The sequence below is a fragment of the Sphingopyxis sp. genome (genome assembly GCF_016793825.1).
In the GTDB taxonomy this organism is placed as follows: domain Bacteria; phylum Pseudomonadota; class Alphaproteobacteria; order Sphingomonadales; family Sphingomonadaceae; genus Sphingopyxis.
Map to the genome: position 1 here is coordinate 1 of NZ_JAEULM010000034.1, position 20,143 is coordinate 20,143.

Annotated in this window: 18 protein-coding genes and 1 pseudogene; 1 reads left to right on the forward strand and 18 read right to left on the reverse strand. The window is 62.5% G+C overall.

Annotated elements, in window-relative coordinates; genetic code table 11:
- Positions 1-3,292: pseudogene (locus tag JNM03_RS10520) on the reverse strand (hypothetical protein); the annotation flags it as partial.
- Positions 3,289-7,278, reverse strand: a complete 3,990-nt coding sequence (locus JNM03_RS10525) for a phage tail length tape measure family protein (RefSeq protein WP_294036427.1) — start codon at positions 7,276-7,278, stop codon at positions 3,289-3,291. The gene JNM03_RS10525 and the pseudogene JNM03_RS10520, both read right to left, overlap by 4 nt.
- A gap of 96 nt (positions 7,279-7,374) precedes the next feature.
- On the opposite strand from JNM03_RS10525, the gene JNM03_RS10530 reads away from it, so the two are divergent.
- Positions 7,375-7,596: a hypothetical protein gene (locus JNM03_RS10530; RefSeq protein ID WP_294036428.1), complete on the forward strand. Its 222-nt coding sequence runs from the start codon at positions 7,375-7,377 to the stop codon at positions 7,594-7,596.
- Here the strand turns inward: JNM03_RS10530 and JNM03_RS10535 are convergent.
- The 16 genes from JNM03_RS10535 to JNM03_RS10610 all read right to left on the reverse strand — a co-directional run bounded on the left by JNM03_RS10535 (position 7,593) and on the right by JNM03_RS10610 (position 20,135).
- Positions 7,593-8,303 carry a hypothetical protein gene (locus tag JNM03_RS10535; protein WP_294036429.1) on the reverse strand — a complete coding sequence of 237 codons (711 nt, stop codon included), beginning with the start codon at positions 8,301-8,303 and terminating at the stop codon, positions 7,593-7,595. The genes JNM03_RS10530 and JNM03_RS10535 overlap by 4 nt on opposite strands.
- Positions 8,304-8,472: 169 nt before the next feature.
- The gene (locus JNM03_RS10540) at positions 8,473-9,273 is read right to left on the reverse strand and encodes a hypothetical protein (protein ID WP_294036431.1); all 801 of its coding nucleotides are present in this window, start codon (positions 9,271-9,273) and stop codon (positions 8,473-8,475) included.
- Positions 9,274-9,290: 17 nt separating this feature from the next.
- Entirely contained in the window at positions 9,291-10,484 is a 1,194-nt protein-coding gene (locus tag JNM03_RS10545; protein WP_294036433.1) for a hypothetical protein, read from the reverse strand.
- A 12-nt stretch (positions 10,485-10,496) separates the two neighbouring features.
- Positions 10,497-10,775, reverse strand: coding sequence for a hypothetical protein (locus tag JNM03_RS10550; protein WP_294036435.1), 279 nt, complete (start codon positions 10,773-10,775; stop codon positions 10,497-10,499).
- A 27-nt stretch (positions 10,776-10,802) separates the two neighbouring features.
- The gene (locus tag JNM03_RS10555; protein ID WP_294036436.1) at positions 10,803-11,291 is read right to left on the reverse strand and encodes a hypothetical protein; all 489 of its coding nucleotides are present in this window, start codon (positions 11,289-11,291) and stop codon (positions 10,803-10,805) included.
- The gene (locus JNM03_RS10560) at positions 11,291-11,638 is read right to left on the reverse strand and encodes a hypothetical protein (protein WP_294036438.1); all 348 of its coding nucleotides are present in this window, start codon (positions 11,636-11,638) and stop codon (positions 11,291-11,293) included. The genes JNM03_RS10555 and JNM03_RS10560 overlap by 1 nt, the downstream gene beginning before the upstream one ends.
- Positions 11,638-11,886 carry a hypothetical protein gene (locus JNM03_RS10565; RefSeq protein ID WP_294036440.1) on the reverse strand — a complete coding sequence of 83 codons (249 nt, stop codon included), beginning with the start codon at positions 11,884-11,886 and terminating at the stop codon, positions 11,638-11,640. The genes JNM03_RS10560 and JNM03_RS10565 overlap by 1 nt, the downstream gene beginning before the upstream one ends.
- A 54-nt stretch (positions 11,887-11,940) precedes the next feature.
- A complete protein-coding gene (locus JNM03_RS10570; protein ID WP_294036442.1) occupies positions 11,941-12,969 on the reverse strand; it encodes a major capsid protein in 1,029 nt (342 codons plus the stop codon).
- An 81-nt stretch (positions 12,970-13,050) separates the two neighbouring features.
- Complete coding sequence (locus JNM03_RS10575) at positions 13,051-13,431, reverse strand: head decoration protein (protein ID WP_294036444.1); 381 nt, start codon at positions 13,429-13,431, stop codon at positions 13,051-13,053.
- 25 nt (positions 13,432-13,456) lie between these two features.
- Positions 13,457-14,014, reverse strand: a complete 558-nt coding sequence (locus JNM03_RS10580; RefSeq protein WP_294036446.1) for a hypothetical protein — start codon at positions 14,012-14,014, stop codon at positions 13,457-13,459.
- Positions 14,011-14,901 (reverse strand): S49 family peptidase, encoded by an 891-nt coding sequence (locus JNM03_RS10585; RefSeq protein ID WP_294036448.1) that lies wholly within the window; start codon positions 14,899-14,901, stop codon positions 14,011-14,013. Before JNM03_RS10585 ends, JNM03_RS10580 begins: the two co-directional genes overlap by 4 nt.
- Positions 14,902-14,948: 47 nt before the next feature.
- A complete protein-coding gene (locus tag JNM03_RS10590; RefSeq protein WP_294036450.1) occupies positions 14,949-15,515 on the reverse strand; it encodes an HNH endonuclease signature motif containing protein in 567 nt (188 codons plus the stop codon).
- On the reverse strand, positions 15,515-17,167 hold the full coding sequence (locus JNM03_RS10595) for a phage portal protein (protein ID WP_294036451.1): 1,653 nt from the start codon (positions 17,165-17,167) through the stop codon (positions 15,515-15,517). The genes JNM03_RS10590 and JNM03_RS10595 overlap by 1 nt, the downstream gene beginning before the upstream one ends.
- A complete protein-coding gene (gene gpW, locus JNM03_RS10600) occupies positions 17,168-17,413 on the reverse strand; it encodes a gpW family head-tail joining protein (RefSeq protein WP_294036452.1) in 246 nt (81 codons plus the stop codon).
- Entirely contained in the window at positions 17,414-19,543 is a 2,130-nt protein-coding gene (locus tag JNM03_RS10605) for a terminase gpA endonuclease subunit (RefSeq protein ID WP_294036453.1), read from the reverse strand.
- Positions 19,521-20,135 carry a hypothetical protein gene (locus JNM03_RS10610; protein WP_294036454.1) on the reverse strand — a complete coding sequence of 205 codons (615 nt, stop codon included), beginning with the start codon at positions 20,133-20,135 and terminating at the stop codon, positions 19,521-19,523. Before JNM03_RS10610 ends, JNM03_RS10605 begins: the two co-directional genes overlap by 23 nt.
- Positions 20,136-20,143: the final 8 nt, after the last annotated feature.

Genomic DNA, 20,143 nt, shown 5'->3' on the forward strand with positions numbered 1-20,143 from the left:
CCGTCGCCGCCGCTATCGCGTTGTACGACGCATTGCGCGATCCGACCATTTGCACCTCATAGGAGCCGTTGGCCGTCAGTCCGGTCAGCGTCCCGGTCGGATTGACTTCGCCCGGCGTGTTTTCGCCGGGTTCGCCCGGCATGTCCGCTGTCTTGATCGCGATGCCCGGCCCGGAACTGAAACCGGCATCGATCCATGTCCCACTGCCGACGGCACGATATTGCAGCTTCGCGGTGAGCCGCGCTTCGCCGTTGCCCGAGCAATAGAAGCTGGCGAAGCCGGAAATGGCCAGTTTGCCGGTCGACGAGGCGGGAAGCACCGTGCTGGGGCCGGATGACCCATAGCTGCCGCTGCCCCACCATGACGTCGAACTGAAATTGACCGACACCTGCCCGCCCGACGCGGGGTCGCGCTGGCGCGAAAAGCTGACCTTGCCGTCGACAACCTGCCCGTCGGTCGCGGTGAACGTCCACGGCACGAAGCCCGAATCGGCGGACACGGTATCGATCGTGAAGCCGCCAGAAATGGCGGTTGCGGTGCATCCCGAAGGCGTGCCGATCGACACGGTCCCGCCGATCGACGCTCCCGCCTTCGTCCCCGAAATCGCAACGTTGAACGGCAACTGCCCGGCTTTCACCGTGCCGTCGCTGTCGGCCGTGAATTGCTTGTTCAGCGGGATCGCCACGGCGCTGACCGGACTGATGCCGTCGTTGCCATCGGTGCCCGCTGTTCCCGCCGCGGTGAAGGAAAGGATGCGGCCGCTTTGACCCGGCGTGTTTAATGAGCTGTCGAAAAAAAGCGTCAGCCCTGACGGCACGCCGGAATTTATGTGAAAGGGTATGCCGTTCTTTGAGTAAACAACTGATTTGTCGTTATATGTGGCCGAAAAAACGTCGCCAGCAGTATAAGGGGTGCCCATGCTCGTAACAAAATTGCCATCCTCGTAGACACCGATGTCAGAGCCTAAATCTGGGAAGAACTGGATTGCGAAATCAATGCTAGTGTAGCTAGCATCGGTCGTCGGGTCGCTGCTCAGCCCCACCATGAAACTCTTCGTCACATCGTCTACGACAAAGCTGACCGATGCGCCGCCCGTGTAGCTCTCGGTCGAATGAACCGATGCGTTCCATGACTCGCCACCCGCAACCTTGATCAGCTTGTTCCCTGCCAGCACCGTGTTGCTGTTGAAATTCGCCAGCCCGAAATTCGGCGGGCCGACATAGGGCGACCAGACATAGTCGGCGGGGTCCGTGCTTTCCGTCGCCGTCGTCTTGCCCGTCGCGATCCCCTGATAGGTTCGCGAACCGGGCGCCCCCGTCGTGAAGTTGAACGACCCGTCCGGCGCGTCGGCATAGGCGTACCAAGTGTACAACGTGACGCCGTCCGTGCCGGGGGCACCGGGAGCGCCATTCTCGGCAAGGATTTGCGGCGCCGACCATTCCCCCGTCGGGATCGTATCGGTGGCGGCCGTACTCAGCGCGGTTGCCGTTATGACATAGACCGGATTGCCGTCATTCGCCGGGACGCTCTGCGTCCAGCTTCCCAGCGTTCCGGAGAGCGTCGCGGTCGAGAATGTATAGGTCAGCGTTCCGGCTGGCACTGAAGGTGCCGAGGCCGCGCGCTGGTATAGAACGACCGGGGCCGTATTGAGCCCGGCGCCATCCTTCAGGACGGGCGAGGCAAACTCGGCTGCGGCAATCGTGTCGGTCGCTGCCGCAGCCGATGCTGTCGCAGCTATGACCCACAGCGGGTTTCCATCGGCGGCGGGAATGGCCTGGGTCCAGCTATTCAGCGTGCCTCCGGAGAGGACCCCCGTCGCGAAGGTATATGTGAACGTCCCGGTCGGCACTGCGGGAGACGTCGCGCCTCGGCGATAGAGGTAGACGACAGCGTTACTGACCCCGTCCGGACCAGGCGACCCGCTGACCGCTTCACTGAGGCGCGACCAATAGAGGCTCGCATCGCTCGGTAGATTGCCGGACGTCGGCACCGGGTTCGAATAGATCCACCGCGAGCCATCAGGCAGGCTGACGATGTTGCCCTCGCGATAAGTCTCGACCGGATCATAGACGCCGAGTTCGAGGGGCGTGGCGTAAAAGGCGATGTCGTTTGCGAGGTCATGGACCCGCCACGACCGATCCCCCGCCATGATGATGCGCTTGAACGGCGGCGGCGTATCGCTTTCGACGAACGATCCGACCACCGGCAGGAACTTGCCCTGCGAATGGATCGTGAAGTCGGGCGTCCCGATGCTGACCCGTGTGACGATCAATTCGCCAAGCAGCGTGAAGCCCGCCTGAGCGTTGAAACCGCTCGCCAGTCGCCGTGCGAGGTCGAGGAACGTCGTCTGCTCGGTCAGCACCTCGTTGATGTAACCGCCCGCCGGCAGTGTCGCCGCGAAGGCGTCGAGCGCATCGAGGCTGTCGCTGTTGATCGCGTCGGATGAAATGCTCCGGTACGTCGCGATGCGCTGCAGGATGGCGCCGGGGTGGCGCCGCTGCACCGACCCGGCATAGTCGCCCCTCACGTCGCCGGTGATGACACCGTATTGCGGCGCGCCCAGCCGGATGAGACCTTCCGCGAGGCAGGTAGCCCATCGACCGGCGGGGATCGTCGCCGCGATCAGGAGAGCATAGCTCGCATAATCGGCAGTCGGCGCGCCGAAGTCCGATCCGCGTTCATACAGCGCGTCGACCGCTTGGATCGGGCCATAGGCGCTGAACTGATAGACGCTGTAGTCTTCGTTGATCAGCACCGGCTCGACGTTTTTCGCGTGGCCGAACACCCACGGCTTCAGCTTGCCCTTGAGGTCCGCACCGCCTTCAACAGCACCGGTTCCGGCATATTCCAGCGACAGGACGTTCGTCTGTCCCGCTTCGCCGGCAGGATCGAGCGACAGCTTGATAGCCCCGCCTTCCTGCTCAAACCGCGAGACCTTTCCCTTGGCGACGAGTTCTACCGTGTTCGCGTAGGGATAGGCACCGATGCCCGCCGGCGTCGTGAAGTCGCCCGCCCACATGCGGAAGGTGGCGCCTTCCCACCGCACCGTCCGCGCGTCGGGATAGAGCTTGAGCAGATGCTTTTCGGTCAAAATGACCGGCGCAGTTTGGCTATCGATCTCGGAACCGATGTCGCCATTGAACAGCGAGACCTGAAGCGAGCCGGGATCATGGACCGCAGCGGCCCACTTTGCGCCGTCCCAAGTCTGCGCGCGCCGATCAGCCGCCGAGCAAGCGCAGATCGGATCAGACGCAATCGGCCACCGCGGGGTGACCTCGAGGAATACGATCATAGGAAGGCGTTGGTGTAGAAGCCGCGCTCACCGCCGCCCCCGCCGGCCAGAAGCAGGGCGCGGAAGCCGTTGATGAGCGTCTGGTTCATCTCGCCGATCGCCGAGACGACGGGGGCATAATTGTCGTTCGATGCGCCGGTCGACGTGAACGGGCTGTCGCGGCCTTCCGAGATCGAAACGATATTTTTCTCGAAGTCGATGCGGTCCTTGGTGATCTTCGTTATTTCGTCGAGCAGGTTGAAATAGGGCGTCTGGCTACCCGAGAACTGGCGCTGGATGTCGAGCAGGGACTTCGCGGCGTTTGCGAAATCGTCATAGGCGGTCTTGTCACCGGCCAGCACGCGCGCCTTTAGCGGGTCATAGGCCGACTGAGCAGCCGAGAGGCGATCGCGCACGCTGCGGCCGTTCTCGCCGATAGTCAGGTCGTCATAGAGCGATTGCAGGCTCGCGGTGACGCGGGCGGCCGCTTCCTTGATCGCCTTCTCGCGCTCGATTCCGTAGAGCTTTTCGAGGTCGGCATATTCGGACGTCGACGCGCCGGCTTCCGCGAAAATCTTCTTCAGCCGCGTGAACTCTTTGTTGAGAGCGTCCAGAGCCGCGCCGACCGGATCATTAAATTCCTTCAGGCGCGAGAACACGGACTCAAAATCGAGCGCTTTCTGAACGGCGGCGTCGAGATCCTTGCCCTGCTGCAGGATCCGCTGGGTCGATGCCTTCAGGCCGGTGAGCACGCCATCTTTGATGAGGTCCATAGTGGCGGCGCGAATGGCGGCTTCGGCATCCTCGCCGAAGTCGATCGCCCCCTTCTTCGTCTTCGTGATACCCTTGCCCGACGTGTCGACGCGATACTTCCCGTCCCTGATGCCGATGCTGACGCTGCCTGCGCTCGCATTGACGTTGGCGCCCAGCATTTCGGCGATGCGGTTGATGGTCGAGATCGCGCTGTCGGCGCCAGTGCCCGCGGCTTGCTGGAACTTCTTGGAGTTGCCGCCGTAGCTGGCGATGGCGAGATCACCACCGCTGCCGCCGATCGTCGCGGTGCCCTTCTTCGTCCCCATGATTGCGCTGCCGAGCGCGCTGCCGATCAGGCCGCCCGCAATGCTGCCGAGCGGACCAGCGATCTTCCCGCCGAGCCCGCCGAGCGTCTTGCCGATCGCTTCGCCGGCGATCTTGCCCAAAGCGCCGCCGATAGCGGACCCCGCTGCGCTGCCCTTGTTGCCGAACACGAGACTGGAAGCAGTTTGACCGATGAAGGCGCCCTCGGCCGCGTTCTTCAGGAAGCCGCCGAGCTTCTTGGTGAGCGGGGAATCCGTGCCCAGACCTTCGCGCGTTACCTTGTTCAGGCGCTTTAACTGATCGACGACTTCGCTGGTATGCCGCTCGCCGGTCACCACGATATCGGTGGGATTGTAAGATGCGCCTGCGGCCTTTCCGAAGAGCCTGCCTGCGGTGGGGATGCCGTCGACCATCTTGCCAGAGTTCAGGAGTTTCGAGGCGATATTGTCGTTGGCCGCGGTCCCCCGCATGATCGACGAGGCATAGAGGAAGCTGTCGGTCAGTTGGTTCAGCGCGCCTGACGCTCGCACGGTGCTGTCGACGTAATTTCCAGTTGCCATGTCGATCGGGCGCTTGCCGCGGATCTCGCCTTCGAGGCGGGCGAACAGGTTGCCGAACAGGCTGTCTGTGATCCGGCGCGCGATGATCTCGTTCACCTGCTTCCGCAGATTGCCAGCGATGTCCTTGATTGAGCCGAGCACGTCATCGGGGAGGCCCGCAACTCCCTGAGCGATCGTCTCATAAGCGCGGTCGAGTTCGCGCAGCTTCGATTGGGTCGAGAGGACGGCGCGGTCGAGGCGGTCCTGCGCGCGCGACATGGCGATCATCTCTTCGCGCTGCTGAAGGAGTATCTGGTAGCGCTCGAAGGTGATGCCGCGCTTTTCGAGTTCGGTGCGTAGGTCCGCTTCGTTCTCGACGCGAAGCTGCCGCATGACGTCGAACTGAAGCGACAGGACGTCGGCCTCGTCCTCGCGTCCAGCCAGCACCAGGCGCTGCAATTGAAGCTCGCGCTCGCCCGAGGTGATTCGATCTTCGACCGGGCGCTTCAGGAAGGCAGGGATAAGCTGGTCGCGCGTCTGTAGCGCCGTGTCGCGGGTCTGCTGGATCACCGCCTTCTGCGCATCGGTGAGGCCGCCAGCCTTCAGTTTGGCATCCGCTTCGTCGATCGCGCGGTTCAGGTCGGTGATAGCGGCAGTCGCAACGTCGATATCGCGCGGGGCCTCATCGAAGCGGCCGCGAAGGCGTTCAACGCTGTCGGCCGCGCGATCAATGCCGTTCTGAAGCTGGTCGGCCGCGCGCTTCGCAGCGTCTTCCGCCCGCTTGATGGCATCATTGACCTGCTCGACACTCTGCCGACGTTTGGCAAATGCGGCATGGAAATGATCGTCATGGCCCTTGTCGCCGGGGCCGAGCAATTCCTTGAGCTGGATGCCGGCCGCACCGAAGGCTTCGCGAATATCTGCCTTCGAAAGCGCGCCCATGCCGCCCTTCGGCACGAAGTCGACGGCCTGCCCCGAATAGTGGTAGCTGCCCTTGACGTGCTTCCCGCCGGTCGTGCTCGTGATACGGCCGCCAAGTTGACTGCTGATGAGGTCGGTGACCTCGCGGAGCGTAACCGGGGGCAGGGCGGTGGATTTCGCCGCGCGTTCGGCCTTACGCTGCTCGTCGATCGCGGCCTTCTTGCGCTTCTCGACGGCAAGAATGGCCGCGTCGCGGGTGGCCTCTTCCTGGGCCGTCAGTTTCCGCGTGGCGGCTAGTTCGAGGTAAGCCTGACGGACCTTGCGCACCTGCTCGTCCCATTTTCGCGTAATCGCGATGACGGGATCAATCTGAGCTTCGATTTCTTTCGATCCGAGAGCGTCCGATGCGTTGCCGAGCACGCCCCGAAGTCGAGCGATTTCAGCTTCGACCTGGCTGACTTGAAATCCGTATGCCGATCGCAGTTCAAGGCCGCCCTTTGAGCCGACGTCTTGGTTCTCAAAACGAGCACGCGCCACGGCGAGCTGGGTCTCGGCGAGCCGCAAGTTCTGTTCGGCAAGTTCCTTCGAGCGTTTGATAGCCTGATAAGACAGTTCCTCGGTCTGGCGCTGGCTTTCGTTATATTCATCGACCGCGCGCTTCAGGACCGTGTAGCTGTTTGCCTGCACGTCGAGAGCGAGGACAAGCTTGCCACTGGCACTTTCGGTCGCGAAAAGATTGTCGATCAGCCCGCCGAGCGCGCCGGCGGCCAACGCGACGGCAACACCCCATGGGCCACTCAAGACCGTGGCTACTGCGCCGACCTTGCCGCCCACGCCTTGGAACGCAAATGCCAGCTGGGGCAACTGCTGGGCAAGGACGGTGCTGGCGCGTTGGCCACCCTGCAACGAGATGACGATGTCCTGAAGCTGCTGGCCGGCTTGGACGGTGGCTTGGCGCACCGCGCGGGTCGACTCGGTGACCCCGCGCTGAGCGATACGATAAGAACTCGACTCCGCGACAAGCCGCTGGGTGGCCGACGCGGTCTGGTCGATTTCTTTCTGCAGCCGCTCATACGTGAGCGCCTGGGCCACGAGTTCGCGGGAGTTTTGCTCGGCGCTGGTCGCGGCCGCTCGGGCAGCCTGCACATAGAGTCTGGTCGATTCTGACGTGTCTTGCGTGGACTTGGCGGCGATCTCTGCGGCGCGCGCCACTTCTCGGGTAGCGGTGGCCAGGGCCTGAGCGTCGTCCGCCGCACGCCGCAGGTTGCCGGTGTCGAAGTCCAGCGCGCCAGCGGCATTGCGAGGCACCGACAGCGCCTTTTGAACGACCGACTGGATTTCGCCAAAGCTCTGCTCGAACTTGTCCTTGGCCTTGTCAGCAGCGAGCGCCGCGTTGCGTTCGAAATCGCGGAAGCCCTGCGAACTCTGATCGTATTCGGCACGAATGAAAGCAGGCAGGACGGTCGCCATCGTGTCTGATTCCTTTCGCTACAGAAAAGCCGCCCGTTTCGGGGCGGCTCAGGGGGCCAGGTTGTCGAAGTCAGCCGCTGGGGCTATGTCGTCGGCATGAGGACGACGATTCTAATCATTGCCGCATTCGCGCTCGCTGCATGTGACCGCGCCGCCGAGAAGGCAGAGGACCAATACGAATTTCTCGAAAGCAGCGGTCAATCGTCCCAATCAGAACTTTGCGCTGCGGCTCGAAAGGCTCGCGACGAATGGCGTGAAAAGCAGAATGAAAACAAATATTCGGAATGGCAGATCAAGGCCTTCAACGCCTGTCGCTAGCGCCGCTGAAGCTGCTGCTCGATAAGCGCCGGCAGCGCCGCCTGAGCCTCGTTCACGATCGCAACGATATCAACACGCGCCTGCCGTGATGTGCGGGGGATGCCGACGAACGCGACGATGAACGCCTGCTCGACTTGGCCCTTGCGAGCCCGACCGCGCTTGGTGAGCGACCGCGCCGAGCGAGACTTGCCCGCGGCGTTCACGCCGACCTTATGAACGATCAGCAGCATGGTCCCGTTTGCGCCGGGGACCTGCACCAGAGGCCCGATCTTCGTCTCGAAGCCCATTCGCCTATAGAGCGTCGGGGTCATCTTGTAGCGACCGGCGCGGATCGGGATATCGTCGGTTGGAATCCAGAGCCACGGCGATTTGCGCGGCAGGATCTCGGCGCCCTCAGTGTAGGCTTCGATCGCACCGCGCGTGCGCTCGGACTTGCTGCGGATGAAGATCCAGCCCGATGCGCTCCATCCCGTTCCCGTGCGATGCACCGCACCGCCCTTGGTGGCGTCACCGCCGGCATCAATCCCGTTCCCAAGGCGCCCAAGGCCTGCGCCCGACATGCTCGTGCGGACCTTGGCCTTGGCGCGCTGGGCCGCGATGAGCGTCGCATTCAAGGCCGCCGCTTGCAGGCGGGATTCAGTGTCGCGCTGGAAAGCTGTGAAAGCTGAGCGGGGAGGCATCGTGATACCGGCCTTGACGCGGGTCACTGCTCCTCCCCCTCCTTCGCCTTATGCAGCGCGTTCGCCATGACGCCCCAAGCTTCGACCAGCAGGTTCGGCTGATCGAGCAACCCGCCGCCATCAGGCCAGACGTGGCCCATCATTCCCCGATCACACTGGTGATAAATCCGCAGCAGCTTGAAGCTCTGCGGATCGACTAGGCGGCGGGGGTTTCTTCGGAAGGTGCCGAGACCGGGGATTTCCCATCGGTCGAGGCCGATCCAGTTTCCTTCGTAGGTTGCGGGGTCTGCTGAGACGCAGGCCCCGATGATGAGTTTTTTTCCGCTTCCTTGTTCAGAAAGAAGCGGTTGACCGCCGCCGCTGCCAATTCGGTGAACGCCGCTTCCCCGAGTTCCTTGAAACGGCTTTCCAGTTCCTCCTGCATCTCGCAGACGGCATCGAACTGCATGATGCCTTCCTCGAAGCGAGGCGTGGCGTAGAGTTCGGTCCAGCCGGTGAGCGCGTGCGCGATCGCGTGGCGGGGAAATTCTTTCGAGAACCGGACATTGTCGGTCGCGAGAGAGCGTAGGCGCTGCGACGACTTCGTGAGACGAGCAAGCAGTTCGTCGACGATGACGTGATCGGGATGCGCGAAATCGGGGAACGGGGCAGGTGCGTCTTCTTCGGCATCGAGCGCTGCAGCAACCTCGAGCAGATATTTCTCTGCTTCGCCGTTGTACTCGTCGACCGCGTCCCAGAAGCGCTTCAACCGCTGGACGTTCTCATCGTCGCCATCGCACGCCCAGAGGCGGCAAAGCTCCTCAACGGTTGCTTCTCGGATGGCCTCGTCATCGTGACGGCGAAGGCCGGCCTCGTGCAGCGCGTACTGCATTTCCTCGCGCTGCTTGCGGGACGGCGTTTTGAGGGTGAATGTCGGCGGCTTCTCCATCTCGGAGAAAGCAACCGGGATGAAAATCTTCTTCTCGTCCGCGTGGACGGGTACTCTCTGCATGGCCATGGGGGACAGCCTTTCGCTCAATAGTACGGGAAGGCGATGACCACGCCCTTGGTTTTCACGTCGATGAGCATCTGCGGCGCCTGCGTGACGTGCGTTCCGCCCATGTCGTCGCCGGCATGCTTGAACCGGCCATCAGGCACGATGACGCTGACGATCTGACCCGGCGTTTCGCCCCACAGCGCGAAGTAGGGATGCTGGCTCTGCGCATCGGCCAACGCCATCTGATCGAAGTCTGCCTTGCGATAGGACAGAAGGTTCGGCGTGAGCGTGATCTGCTTGCCCACCAGCTCGTCGCCTTCGTCGCCGGTCGTTTGGTTCGGGTTCGGCGCCGCATCGGTCTGAAGACCGAAGTTGAGTTCGAAGCCCGAGCCGCCAAGCGCCTTCTTCGCGACAAATTGCTTGCCGTTCTTGAACTTCGGCGTCGTCCCGAGCGAGGGGATGGCAGGCGTGTCTTCGTCGGCGGTGTTGTAGATGATCGCCGCCAGCGAGAACCGCAGCACAGGGATGCTGCCCTGCTTGCTGGTCGACGTCTGAACCGCCACGATTGCCGAGGTAACCTGGCAGTCCACGAGATCGTAACGCTTGCCGCCGATCCAGACCTTCAGCGACAGCGGCAACGGGTCCGTGCTGCTGATGCTGTTCACGTAAGCAAGCTGCTTGGGGATTTGATAATTGCCCGTCAGCGTCGACCCGAAGGTTTCGCAAAGCTCCACGACCTTGCTGGCGCTGTTCGTGCGGATAGCTGAAACGCCGGCCAGACTGGTGCTCACGCCGAGAAGGCGCACGAGCATGCCTTTGTAGAGGTCCAGCGTACCGGTCATGCCTGCGCCGCCGGTAAAGCCGGTGGTCGACCCTGCGGAAAGGGCCTCGGGCGCTGCCGGAATTGCGGTGGCGGTGATAACCTCGGTCATCTTCGCGTTTACGAGCAGAATACCGGGTAGATACGCACCAGCACTGGGGACATCAGCGCCGCCGGGGCCGCGCAAATTGACGTCGAAACTGATCGTCACTTGCTTGCCGACGACTTCGTCACCGTTCTGGTCGATCGAACCGGTGTATTCGGAGTTCTGAACCGTGACGGACTCGATGTTGTCGGTCAGGTTTGAGATCGGCATCAGGTTCGCGGCGGGGTCGACGAACGTACCGCGCGAAACCTGCGGGATAAGCGCGAGAGCCGTGTTGCGGGTCTTGCGAGTGGGCATCAGTGCCATTGGTCAGTCTCCTCAGGCTTCGTCTTCGACGACGGGCGGTTCGGGGGAGGGCGCCGGATCTTCAGGCGCGCCATCGGGTTCGGCGGTCTCGTCTGCGTGGGTCACGCCAGCTTCGACGGCTTCCTCGGCGGGCGCCGACGAAGCGAGGCTTGCCGCGGCGATGGCCTCCTCGGAAGTCTTCCCGGCGGTGATCGCGTCATGAAGTGCATTGAAGTCGACGCTGATCGGCGGAAGCGCAGGAGCGACGGCCAGAACTTCGGGCGCGCCGGTGGGATCAGGCTTGCGGGCCATGTTGGAATCCTTTCGGTTTCAGGGTTTTCAGAAGGTCGCGCCGCCCCCGCCGATGATCGTGCGGAAGTCGTTGGTCGGCGTGTAGAAGGTGCAGGCAAGGATAAGCAGGGCCTCGCCGACGTCGGGGGCGCTCTGCTCGGATGCGTCTGCGGAAACGGGAATAAGGTCCTCGACCATACCGCCCAAGTCGTTGCTGGTGGCAAGGGTTTCGACGGCGAAGGCCATCATGTCCTGATTGCCGGGATCGATGCTCAGGCCCGTCTCTATGCCGCTCTGGCACGAGATGATGATTTGGGCCTCGTGGCGCATCTGGCCCTGCATCTCGGAGAATGCGAAGTCGACCTTGGCCACGCCGATGATGCCGCCGGGAATCTCGCCTTCGGCAAGCGGGTCCATGTCGGTGCGGTCCTGCGAGGTGAACCACTTGAAGGTGCGGCTCTGCGCCGTCGTGGCGGCCACCAAAACCTGCTTGATCTTGGCGGCTACCTTTGTGCCTGCCGTGTCGGTGGCGGCCATCAGACAGGGACCTTCTTGAGACCGAAGCGCCAGAAGCCTCGATCGACGGCCATCACACCAACGGGCTGGAATAGCTCGCCGGGCCTGCGGGCAATGTCGGAGATGCGGCACGTCGCATCAGGGCGCGTCGGGAAAAGCTGCGCGAAGAGTTCAACCGCGATCACCTGCGCAATAGCCCCAGCGCCGGGGGCCTGCGGATTGGCGATGTCCTCTTCATATTCGACGAAGCCGTTCACTCCGGTGACGGGCGAACCGCCAGCCGGAGTGTAGGTGAAGGTGTCGCCCAGATGCTCGACCGTGGCCGGGTCCAACAGGCTATCGGTCGCGGATTCGAGCGGGGAGGGCATCAGGGGGCCTTGTCCTCGGCAGCGGGGGCGGGTTCTTTCGAAGCAGCTTCCTTCGCGGCATCGTCGGCTTTGCCGTCGCTGGCAGTCTTCGATGCTTCGCCCTTCTTTTTGATATAGCCGAGACCTTCCCATTCTTCGGTCAGGTGAAGGGGCACTTCAACGCTTTCGCCGTCATTGCCCACCACGATGCCATGATCCGGCACGAACTGGATGAATGCGGAAGCGACCTTACGCTTTGTGGTTTCCATCAGCGGATTCCTTGGGCTGGGCAGCGGGCGGCACCGGAGCGCCGCCCGTTACCATCAGGTGTTGCGGCCGCTCAGCAGCACTTCGGGTCGGGTGCAGATATGTAGCGGGTAGCTGTAGATTTCCGGCTGGACCCACATCTGACGGTCGCGGTCCTGAACCAGCATCGAGTAGATGGGCTTGCCGATCGTATTGACCGTTTCCATCGTTTCGCCGGGGCCGTTGTAGCGGCGATAGAGGCCGGGCACGCCCTGGACGACCAGCTTCGCCTTCGTCGCGCCGATGGCCACCGTCGAGTTGTCGTCGGTGCCCTGATAGTTGTGCCAATCCATCTCGCCGAAGCGGAAGGTCGAGAAGACCTTCGCGTCGCGGAGGGCGGCTGCGGCTTCCCAGTTCTTGTAGGTTTCACGAACCTCGGGATGGGTCGTGAACTGGTCAGAGAAGGTATCGCCGCAGAGCCAGAGGAAGCGCGTGACGCCCGGCACATAGGACGCACCCAGAGCGCGGATCGCGGCACGCTTGGCGGCAGCGATCTTGAGCGAGAGCGCACCCGATGCCGGCGAGGCGTTGTCGAGGTCGAAGTCGATTTCGGTCGGCGCGGCGATGCTGAACTCGGTGAAGTAGTTGTACAGCGTCGAGCCGTCGCTATCGAGCAGGATGCCCTGGATCGCGCCCAAGCGATGGTATTCCATCGTCAAGGCATGTTCGGTGAGCAGCTTCTTCTGCTTCTGGACGACCTTCTGGACGACCGTTTCCAGTTCGCTTTCGGTGCCAAATGCGCGGATGCCCTGGATTTCCGCTGCAAAGAGCTGATCGCCCTTCGCCACACGCGGAAGGTTGAAGTTGCGCAGCGTGCGCTTGTCGGTGGCGCCCATCGGGATCTGCGTGCCGCGACCCGACGTCGGGATGAGCGACAGGGTCATGCCCTTCTGCTCGATTCCGACGATGTTCGTGTCGACGCCTTCGCCTTCGTCGAACAAGCCGAGACCGCCGAGAAAGGTGGGAACGGTCGGCATCTTCTCGATGGCCGCCGTCATGTTGAACAGGCTGAATGCGTCGCTGTTGAAAATGTCCATGGCGACCATGGGTGGATTCCTTTCAGGTATGCGGAGCCATTGCCGGTCAGCGAGTGCTGCCGGGTGGCTGGCTCAGCGATGTGGTGTGGTTCAGGCGGCCTTGATGCCGAGAAGCGAGAGGGCTTCGGCGAGCGCCGCTGCCTGTTCGCTGGCGTCGATGCCGGCAGCCCAGGTCAGGTCGTTCTTGTTGATCAGCGCGGGGCCGCGGCGCAGGACGCGGGCGGTCGTGACATCGCCGCCGGATGCGTTGACCGCGCCAACGAGGAAGCCCGCAACGGTGCGGCGGCCATCGTCGGTGCCGGCGTTATCATAGGCGACATATTTGCCGCCCGTGGTCTGCTTGCCAACCACGGTCCCAGCGACGAGGTTCTGGCCGCTCAGAAGGGTCACAACATCGATATGATAGCCGGGACCCATAGCGAGTTGGCCGATGAACTCGCCCTCATGCTTGCCTTCGGTGAGAGTCGTCATAACTCAGGTTCCTTTCGATCTGGAATTACTTGCGGGCTTCGGGGAAGACGCGGGCGGTGGCCCGGTCCCAGATGCCCGCGGCTTCGGCCGCCGTGTTCTTGGCGCCGCCGTTGCCGGCATCGGCCTCGATGCTCGAATTGGCGCCCTTCTGGAGCTGCTCCTGCATCTCCTTGCGCCCGCCGGTTTCCGCAGCCTCGCGCTGCTCTTCTTCCGAAAGTTCGGTCTTTTCGATCTTCGGCATGTCGGCAAGGATGCCGGTGATGTCGTCGGCGGATGCATTGAACATCGAGGCGTTGGTGAGAAGCTTGCCAGCGGCAGCTTCACGGCCAGCGTAGTGCTCACTCGCCATCACAGCATTGAAGCGATCGGTCGCGGCCTTGAAGCCGGCGTCGTGATCTTCCTTCTTCGCGGTATCAACCGCCGCATTCTGGTTTTCGTCAGCCATTTCAGGCTCCTTTTTCTTCGACTTGGCGGGCGGCACTGCACCGTCGCCTTCGTCGTCGGTTTCAACATCTTCGAGCGCTTCCTTCGCCGCGGCGGTCGTCGCTTTGAGGGCAGCGGGAAGTCCGGCAAAACGGCTCATTGTGCCGATCTCCTTTTTCGCTTGCTGGAATCGATCTCTTCTTCGAGGCGGGCCCATGCTTCGCGTTCGTTGGCGACGGCATCCATTAGGCCGAGCTGGACGGCTTCTTCGCCTTCGAACCAGTCGGCTTCGGTTTTCATCGCAGCGTCGACGCTGATGCCCCGGCCCATGGAGACGATCTTGGCAAAGCGGTCGCGCACTGCGTCACAGCTCTTCTGGAACTTCGCGAGGGTGACATCGTCGAGCGATTCGACGCTGGAGCCGCGATACTTGCGTTCGCCGGAGCGAATGATGGTGACTTTGACCCCTGCTTCATCAAGGGCGCCGGTTATATCGGTGTGCGCCATGCAGCAGCCGATTGAACCGCTCATCGCAGTCTCCGGGCCATAGGCCTTGTGGCAGACCGACGCGATGGCGTAGGCCGCGCTGCATGCCTGCTCGTTAATCCAGCCGTAGATCGGCTTGCCGCCGGTGTCCGCGAACTGGGCCAGCTCAAGAACAAACTGCTCAAGACCGGCAACTGCGCCGCCTGGGCTGTCGATATCGAACCAGATACCGTCAATCTCGGGGTCGCGGATCGCGTCGCGTACCTTGCGGGTCAGGCCGTCATAGCCGGTCATTCCGCACATCGGGTCAAGCCAGCCGAACTTATGAACCAGCGTGCCCGTGATCGGAATGACGGCAATCGGTCCGTCGCTATGGAAACTCTTGCCGCTGTCCCATTCGCGCCTTGCGTCACCACCGAGCGCAGAGCGTTCAAGGATGGCCTTCGCCTCCATCGCCGTTGCGTCGATATGCGAAATCTGGGTGATGCCGAGCTTGCTCTGCAATGCGAGGAGCATGGCCTCGAGCTGATGCGGCAGAATCGCGAGCGGGCGGTCGAGCAACTGGCGCGCGACATTTGTGAAGGGCTGTGGGCCCCCGCCGATCGGCCTCACGCCGCGGCCCGCCCGTGATTCGAATGGAAGCCAAACCGGCGGTCGGCGGCCTTCCGGGCGGCGGCGGCGTCTCCGATACTATCGAACAGACCTAGGTGATGCTTGACGCCATTCACCTTGATTTGTGCGGACCATTTATTGCGGTGCGAGGCCCATGAAACACCCGTAACACCGCTCGTGCTGGCGCTCGACAGACGCTGATTCTGCATATTGATCTGGGCCGTCACCGACCGAAGATTTTCGATCCGGTTATCAGCGGGGTCGCCGTTGATGTGGTCGATCTGCAACGAGGGCCACTCGCCGTGATGGAGCGCCCAGGCAACTCGATGGGCCTTATATCGCTTGCCCATCATGTCGCCGTGCAAATAGCCGGACTGCTCTACCGCAGTGAGAGCGGGCTTGTTGGCATACCTCGCGTTCCAACGCCCGCACGCCCGAACTCGATCGGATGCGAAATGCTCCAAACGGCGCGGCAGCCAAACGAGAACGCCCGTTGCTGGGTCATAAGCGATCAGTTCACGAAGCAGGCCAATCGGCACGCAGTCTTTGCGGATTTTAGCCATCAGGTCTGATCCTTCTGCCGGCGGCGAGACTTGTCCTGTTCATTGGGTTCGCCATCGCCGTCCCGGTCGTCCTCGGTGCCGGCGCCCTCTCCATCGGTGCCCATACCGCCGGCTTTGACGTTGTGATTGACGGGGCCGAGATCCATCGCTGCGCGCGCGGCCTGGTAGAACGCTTCCTCTGCGAGGACATCGTCAGGGTCACGTCCCCGCTCAAGAATATGTTCAATCGTCGATGTGCGACCGGCCGCCGTGTCCTTGTTCGCGGCATCGCTTTCCTTGTTCGGGTCCACCGAACCACGTCCGGGGCCGATCCATTCCGACATGCAGATGGCCGTCTTGTTGCGGTAGAAGTTCACCGGGCCACCAGGAATCTTGACGTCGCCGTTCGCGACCTCCCATTCCAACCAGGCTGCGTAGATCGGCGTGCAGAAGGCTTGCGTGAAATAATGGCGGTCTTCGAGGATAGAGCGCCAAATCTCGTTGAGCAGAGCGCGCGCCGACGAGTAGTTGATCGATGCCCAATCGCCTGAAAGCTGCTGGTAACTGATGCCCAGCGAGCTGGCGATCTTCTGCAGGACGAAGCGGACGAAGTCGGGGTAGTTGCTGTTTGGGCTGTTGCGGTTCGGCTGGACCACATCTTCGCCAGGGAAGAGATGGTGAACCGAAGCATTCTCCACCCAGACCGGGGATTTCTCCCGGTAGTCGAGGTAATCGGCAATCCATGCGTCGTTGCTCTCAGTGCCACTTCCGGGGGCGAGGGCCTCGGCGACTTCGTCAGTCGTGCCCGGAGACTTGATGAAGAAGCTGAAGATCGCGGACTTAAGAGCGGCCGCTAGTTCGGCCCGGTCAATCCGGTCGACCATCTTCGACGGAACCATCGCCTCGGCCAGCCGCGAGATGCCGCGCAATTGTTCGGCGCGGCGAGGCGCAAAGACGTGGATGAACTTCGCTCGCCCGGTTGAGGAACGAAAGGGGATGTAGTCCCAACGGACGGCGCTTAGGCCAGCGTGCGGATCGTCAGGATGCCCTGAGCGCACCCACGCGCCGATTGCCGCCTTGCCCGCGTTGAAGACGATCCCGTTGCGGAGCAGGGGCCCTTCGAGATGGACCATCTCCGGCGGGGTCGAGATGCGTTCAGGCTCGACCAGAAGGACGTTGGTCGGGTTGGCAAGACCGCGGTCGTCGTCGCGAACTTCAGCGCACGCCTCGCCGTCACGCACATATGTCAGGTAAGCGAGTTTGGTCAGCGCCCCGAAGGTGAGGCGTTGCCGCGTATCGCAGCGCCGTTCGATATCGTTGCCCCATACCTTGAAGCGAGCCTGCACCTTGCGCGACCAGTCCATCCGCCAGTTGATGTCGCGGCTGAGGATCGAGTACACAGGTTGCGCGCTGAGTTGGATACGACCGCCGATGACCGCCTCAACGCGGCGATCAAGGCCACCATTGATCCAGCCATTGTTTTCGTCGAGGTCACGGGCACGACCAAGGATCAGGTCGAGGTCTGCTTCCGACACATTGCCCGCAAAGCCGGGACGGCGATTCCAACCGCGCATCTCCGAAATGTCACGACGCGCGGCATCGCGCTTGTTCGTTCCGAGCAGGGCGGAGCGCGCCGCGGTGAACGCAGCGCCCATGCGGGTTATAACGGTCATTTAGGTGGGCCAGCCCAACGGAATCGCACGACGGCGTGGCTTGCCCGCTTCGGCGGCGGTGGCGGCCACTAGGTCGTTCTCCCGCTCTTTGATCAGAGCCTTGAGGTCGTCGAGCGACACGGTCGCATAGACGAGACGACGGCCCGAACGCCAAACGTCCTCGATCCGCTCGCCCACGGCCAGTTTCGTCCGCGCAGCGCGGAGCAAAACGAGGTCGGCAGCAATGTCGGCGGCGGTTTCGGCCATTTACTGTCGTCCTCCTTGGTTCAGGTTGTCGAAGCGGTCGAAGATCGATCGCTTGGCGGGTTGGGCAGGGCGGGCAGTCGCTTCGCTGTCCTCTTCAGGCGGTGACAGGTCGATCGGCCGCGCCCACGCGGGGCGCTTCGCCGGATCGTCCCACACTCGGTTCTTGCGGTCAGGTTCGAGCAGGATGCGCCCAGCTTCTGCATAGGCGTAGCAGTCCAGGCTCTCGTTCGGCCCGCTGCGGACCCATTTTCCTTCCTGCTCGGTCTCGCCGAAGAACTCGTCATAGGCATCGCGCGGGGTGTTGAGCGCGAAGTAGCACTGCCCCGGCGAGCCGTCCGAAATTGCGAGGTCAGAGACCGTGTCGCGCTTCAGGTCATCGACCCCCAGCGTATGAAGCGTGATGACCGGCGAGACGATTTTGCCCTCGCTGTCCTTGCTGATCTTCGTCGGTGAGGTGACGCGCTCGCGCTTCCCGCCTGCGCCCTTGATACAGCGGACCTTGCGCCAGTCGCCCCAGCGCTTGCGATCCATTCTGCGAGCAAATTCATAGGCCAACCACGTCGCGTTTCCGTCGCCGGTATCGATCATCGTGACCGCGATCGGCATCGCTTTCGACGGATCGTTCTGGAACGGGATCAGCCGGTCAATGACCTGGCTTTCGAGAACCATCCAGTCGTCTGCGACCCGCGTTGGCCGGATGTCGCGCATGACTCCGTCAGGGTGCATCCGCTGCCGGATCGTGAAGCGGTCGATCAGCCATGACCGACGCTGAAGGTCCCATCCGCGAATGACGACGTCGAAGCGGTTGCCGCCCGTGTCGATCGCCGCGGTGCAGAATAGGACGCCATCGGGAATCTCGCCCATGCGGTAGCTGACCGGCTCGTCGCTGGTCGCCATCGACTTGACGCGATCCCTAAGGCCGGCGGCGTCGACGCTCTCCGAGCCAGCAACCCCTTCGAACACCTCGCCGAAGGTGCGGACCATGACCTGACGGACTTTTTCCGCCTTGCCGGTCCGCTCCTGATGTTCGAGCGCGCCTTCGAGTTCCTTCGCCAGCTCGGCCAAAGAAACCTGGCTGACCATCAGGGCGTGGATCCAGAAGCCCCAAGTGATTGTCGGGTCAGCCTCGCCTTGGATACCCTGATCGACATCGAGCGTCTGACCGGCGTGCATATACTCGCCGGCCGCCACCATTTCCTCGCGCTGATCTTCGTTCAGCATCGAACCACAATGGGGGCAGAGCATGGACGCTGTCCCTTCTGCCCGCTTCAGGCGGGCGCCAATCGGGGTGCGCTCAGGCGACCTTTCGTAGTGGAGGCGGAAGCGCGGAACGTCCGGCCAGTGCTTCGTCGGATAGGGGGAGCCATGTCCACCGCAATCCGAGCACGCCATGATGAAAATGCCTTGGCTCGACTGAAGCCAAGCCTGCGCGATACCGCCCGACCATCCGATATCGGGGTGGGCGCAGGCGTAAATCTTTCGAAGCGAGCCGACCATGCGCTGGCGCTGGCGACCCTGCTCCAAGAAGTTGGACGCGAACTTCTTATTGTAGGTGTCCGGCTCGTCGAAGACGATCAGGCGGCCTTGCCGGTTCGTCGTGGTCGCGGCCGACATTTCCAGCAACTCAATCGTGAAGCCGCCGATCCGTTTCAGGGTCAGCGTGTTGTCGCTCGCGCTCTTACCTATCTTCGACGCGACGCCTTCATGGTCCTCGAAAAGGGGCTTGAAGACGCGGTTGGCGTAGCTGCCAACTTCCTTCGGGCCCTTGAGGTACCACATGATGTCGCCGGATGGGCCGTGCTCCATGGTCTTGAGCGCGTAATTCTCTGCGACCACGGTCCCGCCGGAGCGCGCTGGCTTTGGGACCACAATCTCGTGGATGCCGGCCGTGTCGATCGCCGTCATGATCGGGGCGAGATACGGTGTGAGCGACAGCGTCCACTTAGTCTTGCTGCCGTCGCTCTGGCGAATTTTGCGATATTTAACGCTGTAATCGAGCGTGGAGATATTCTTTGGCGGGTAGAAATTATGGATACGAGACCGAAGAATTTCGCCTGCATTTGCGCGATAGTGCCCCGAACCGATCAGATCGCACTGGGTTCTGATCTCATCCGGCGTTAGTACCCGCACTCAATTCCTCCGCGACCTTTTCGACCGCTTCAGCCCATTCCCACTGCATCTCTTCGCAGAGCTTGTCAGCTCGGCTGCGCAGGTCCGGATCAAGCTGTCCGGTCGGGTCAAGGCGGGTCATGAACGTTGCGAAAATCCGTCGCCCCGTGGCTGCGGTTCGGTCGATCGCGTCGATGGCGAGTGCGGTGTCGGTGGTGCGACCCGCGCGCAGTCGGGAATCTTCCATCGTGTTTGTCAGACGAACCAGCCGTTCCACCTCGACCAGGCTGGTCGATGGCGTCTCGATCCCTTGGGCCTTCAGGGACGGCGCGTTGCGTTCAGCTTCGCTGGCGACCAAGCCACGGAAATGTCGAAGCAAGGCATCGACTGTTTTCCGTGGGTCAAATTCCCATTTGATGCCATTGTCGCCGCGGACGAAAGCACCGCTAAGCTCTTCAAGGTCGCACCATCCGCGTAGTGTCGGCCACCTGACCGACAGGGCATCGGACATGGGATTCGATGAAAGCTTCGTGCCTTGCGGAAGCTCGTCGATCCGCAGTTTGGCTGCTTCAAGGCCACGGATGCGCGCCGAATAAGAAATCGGCTGCGCCATCAGATTTT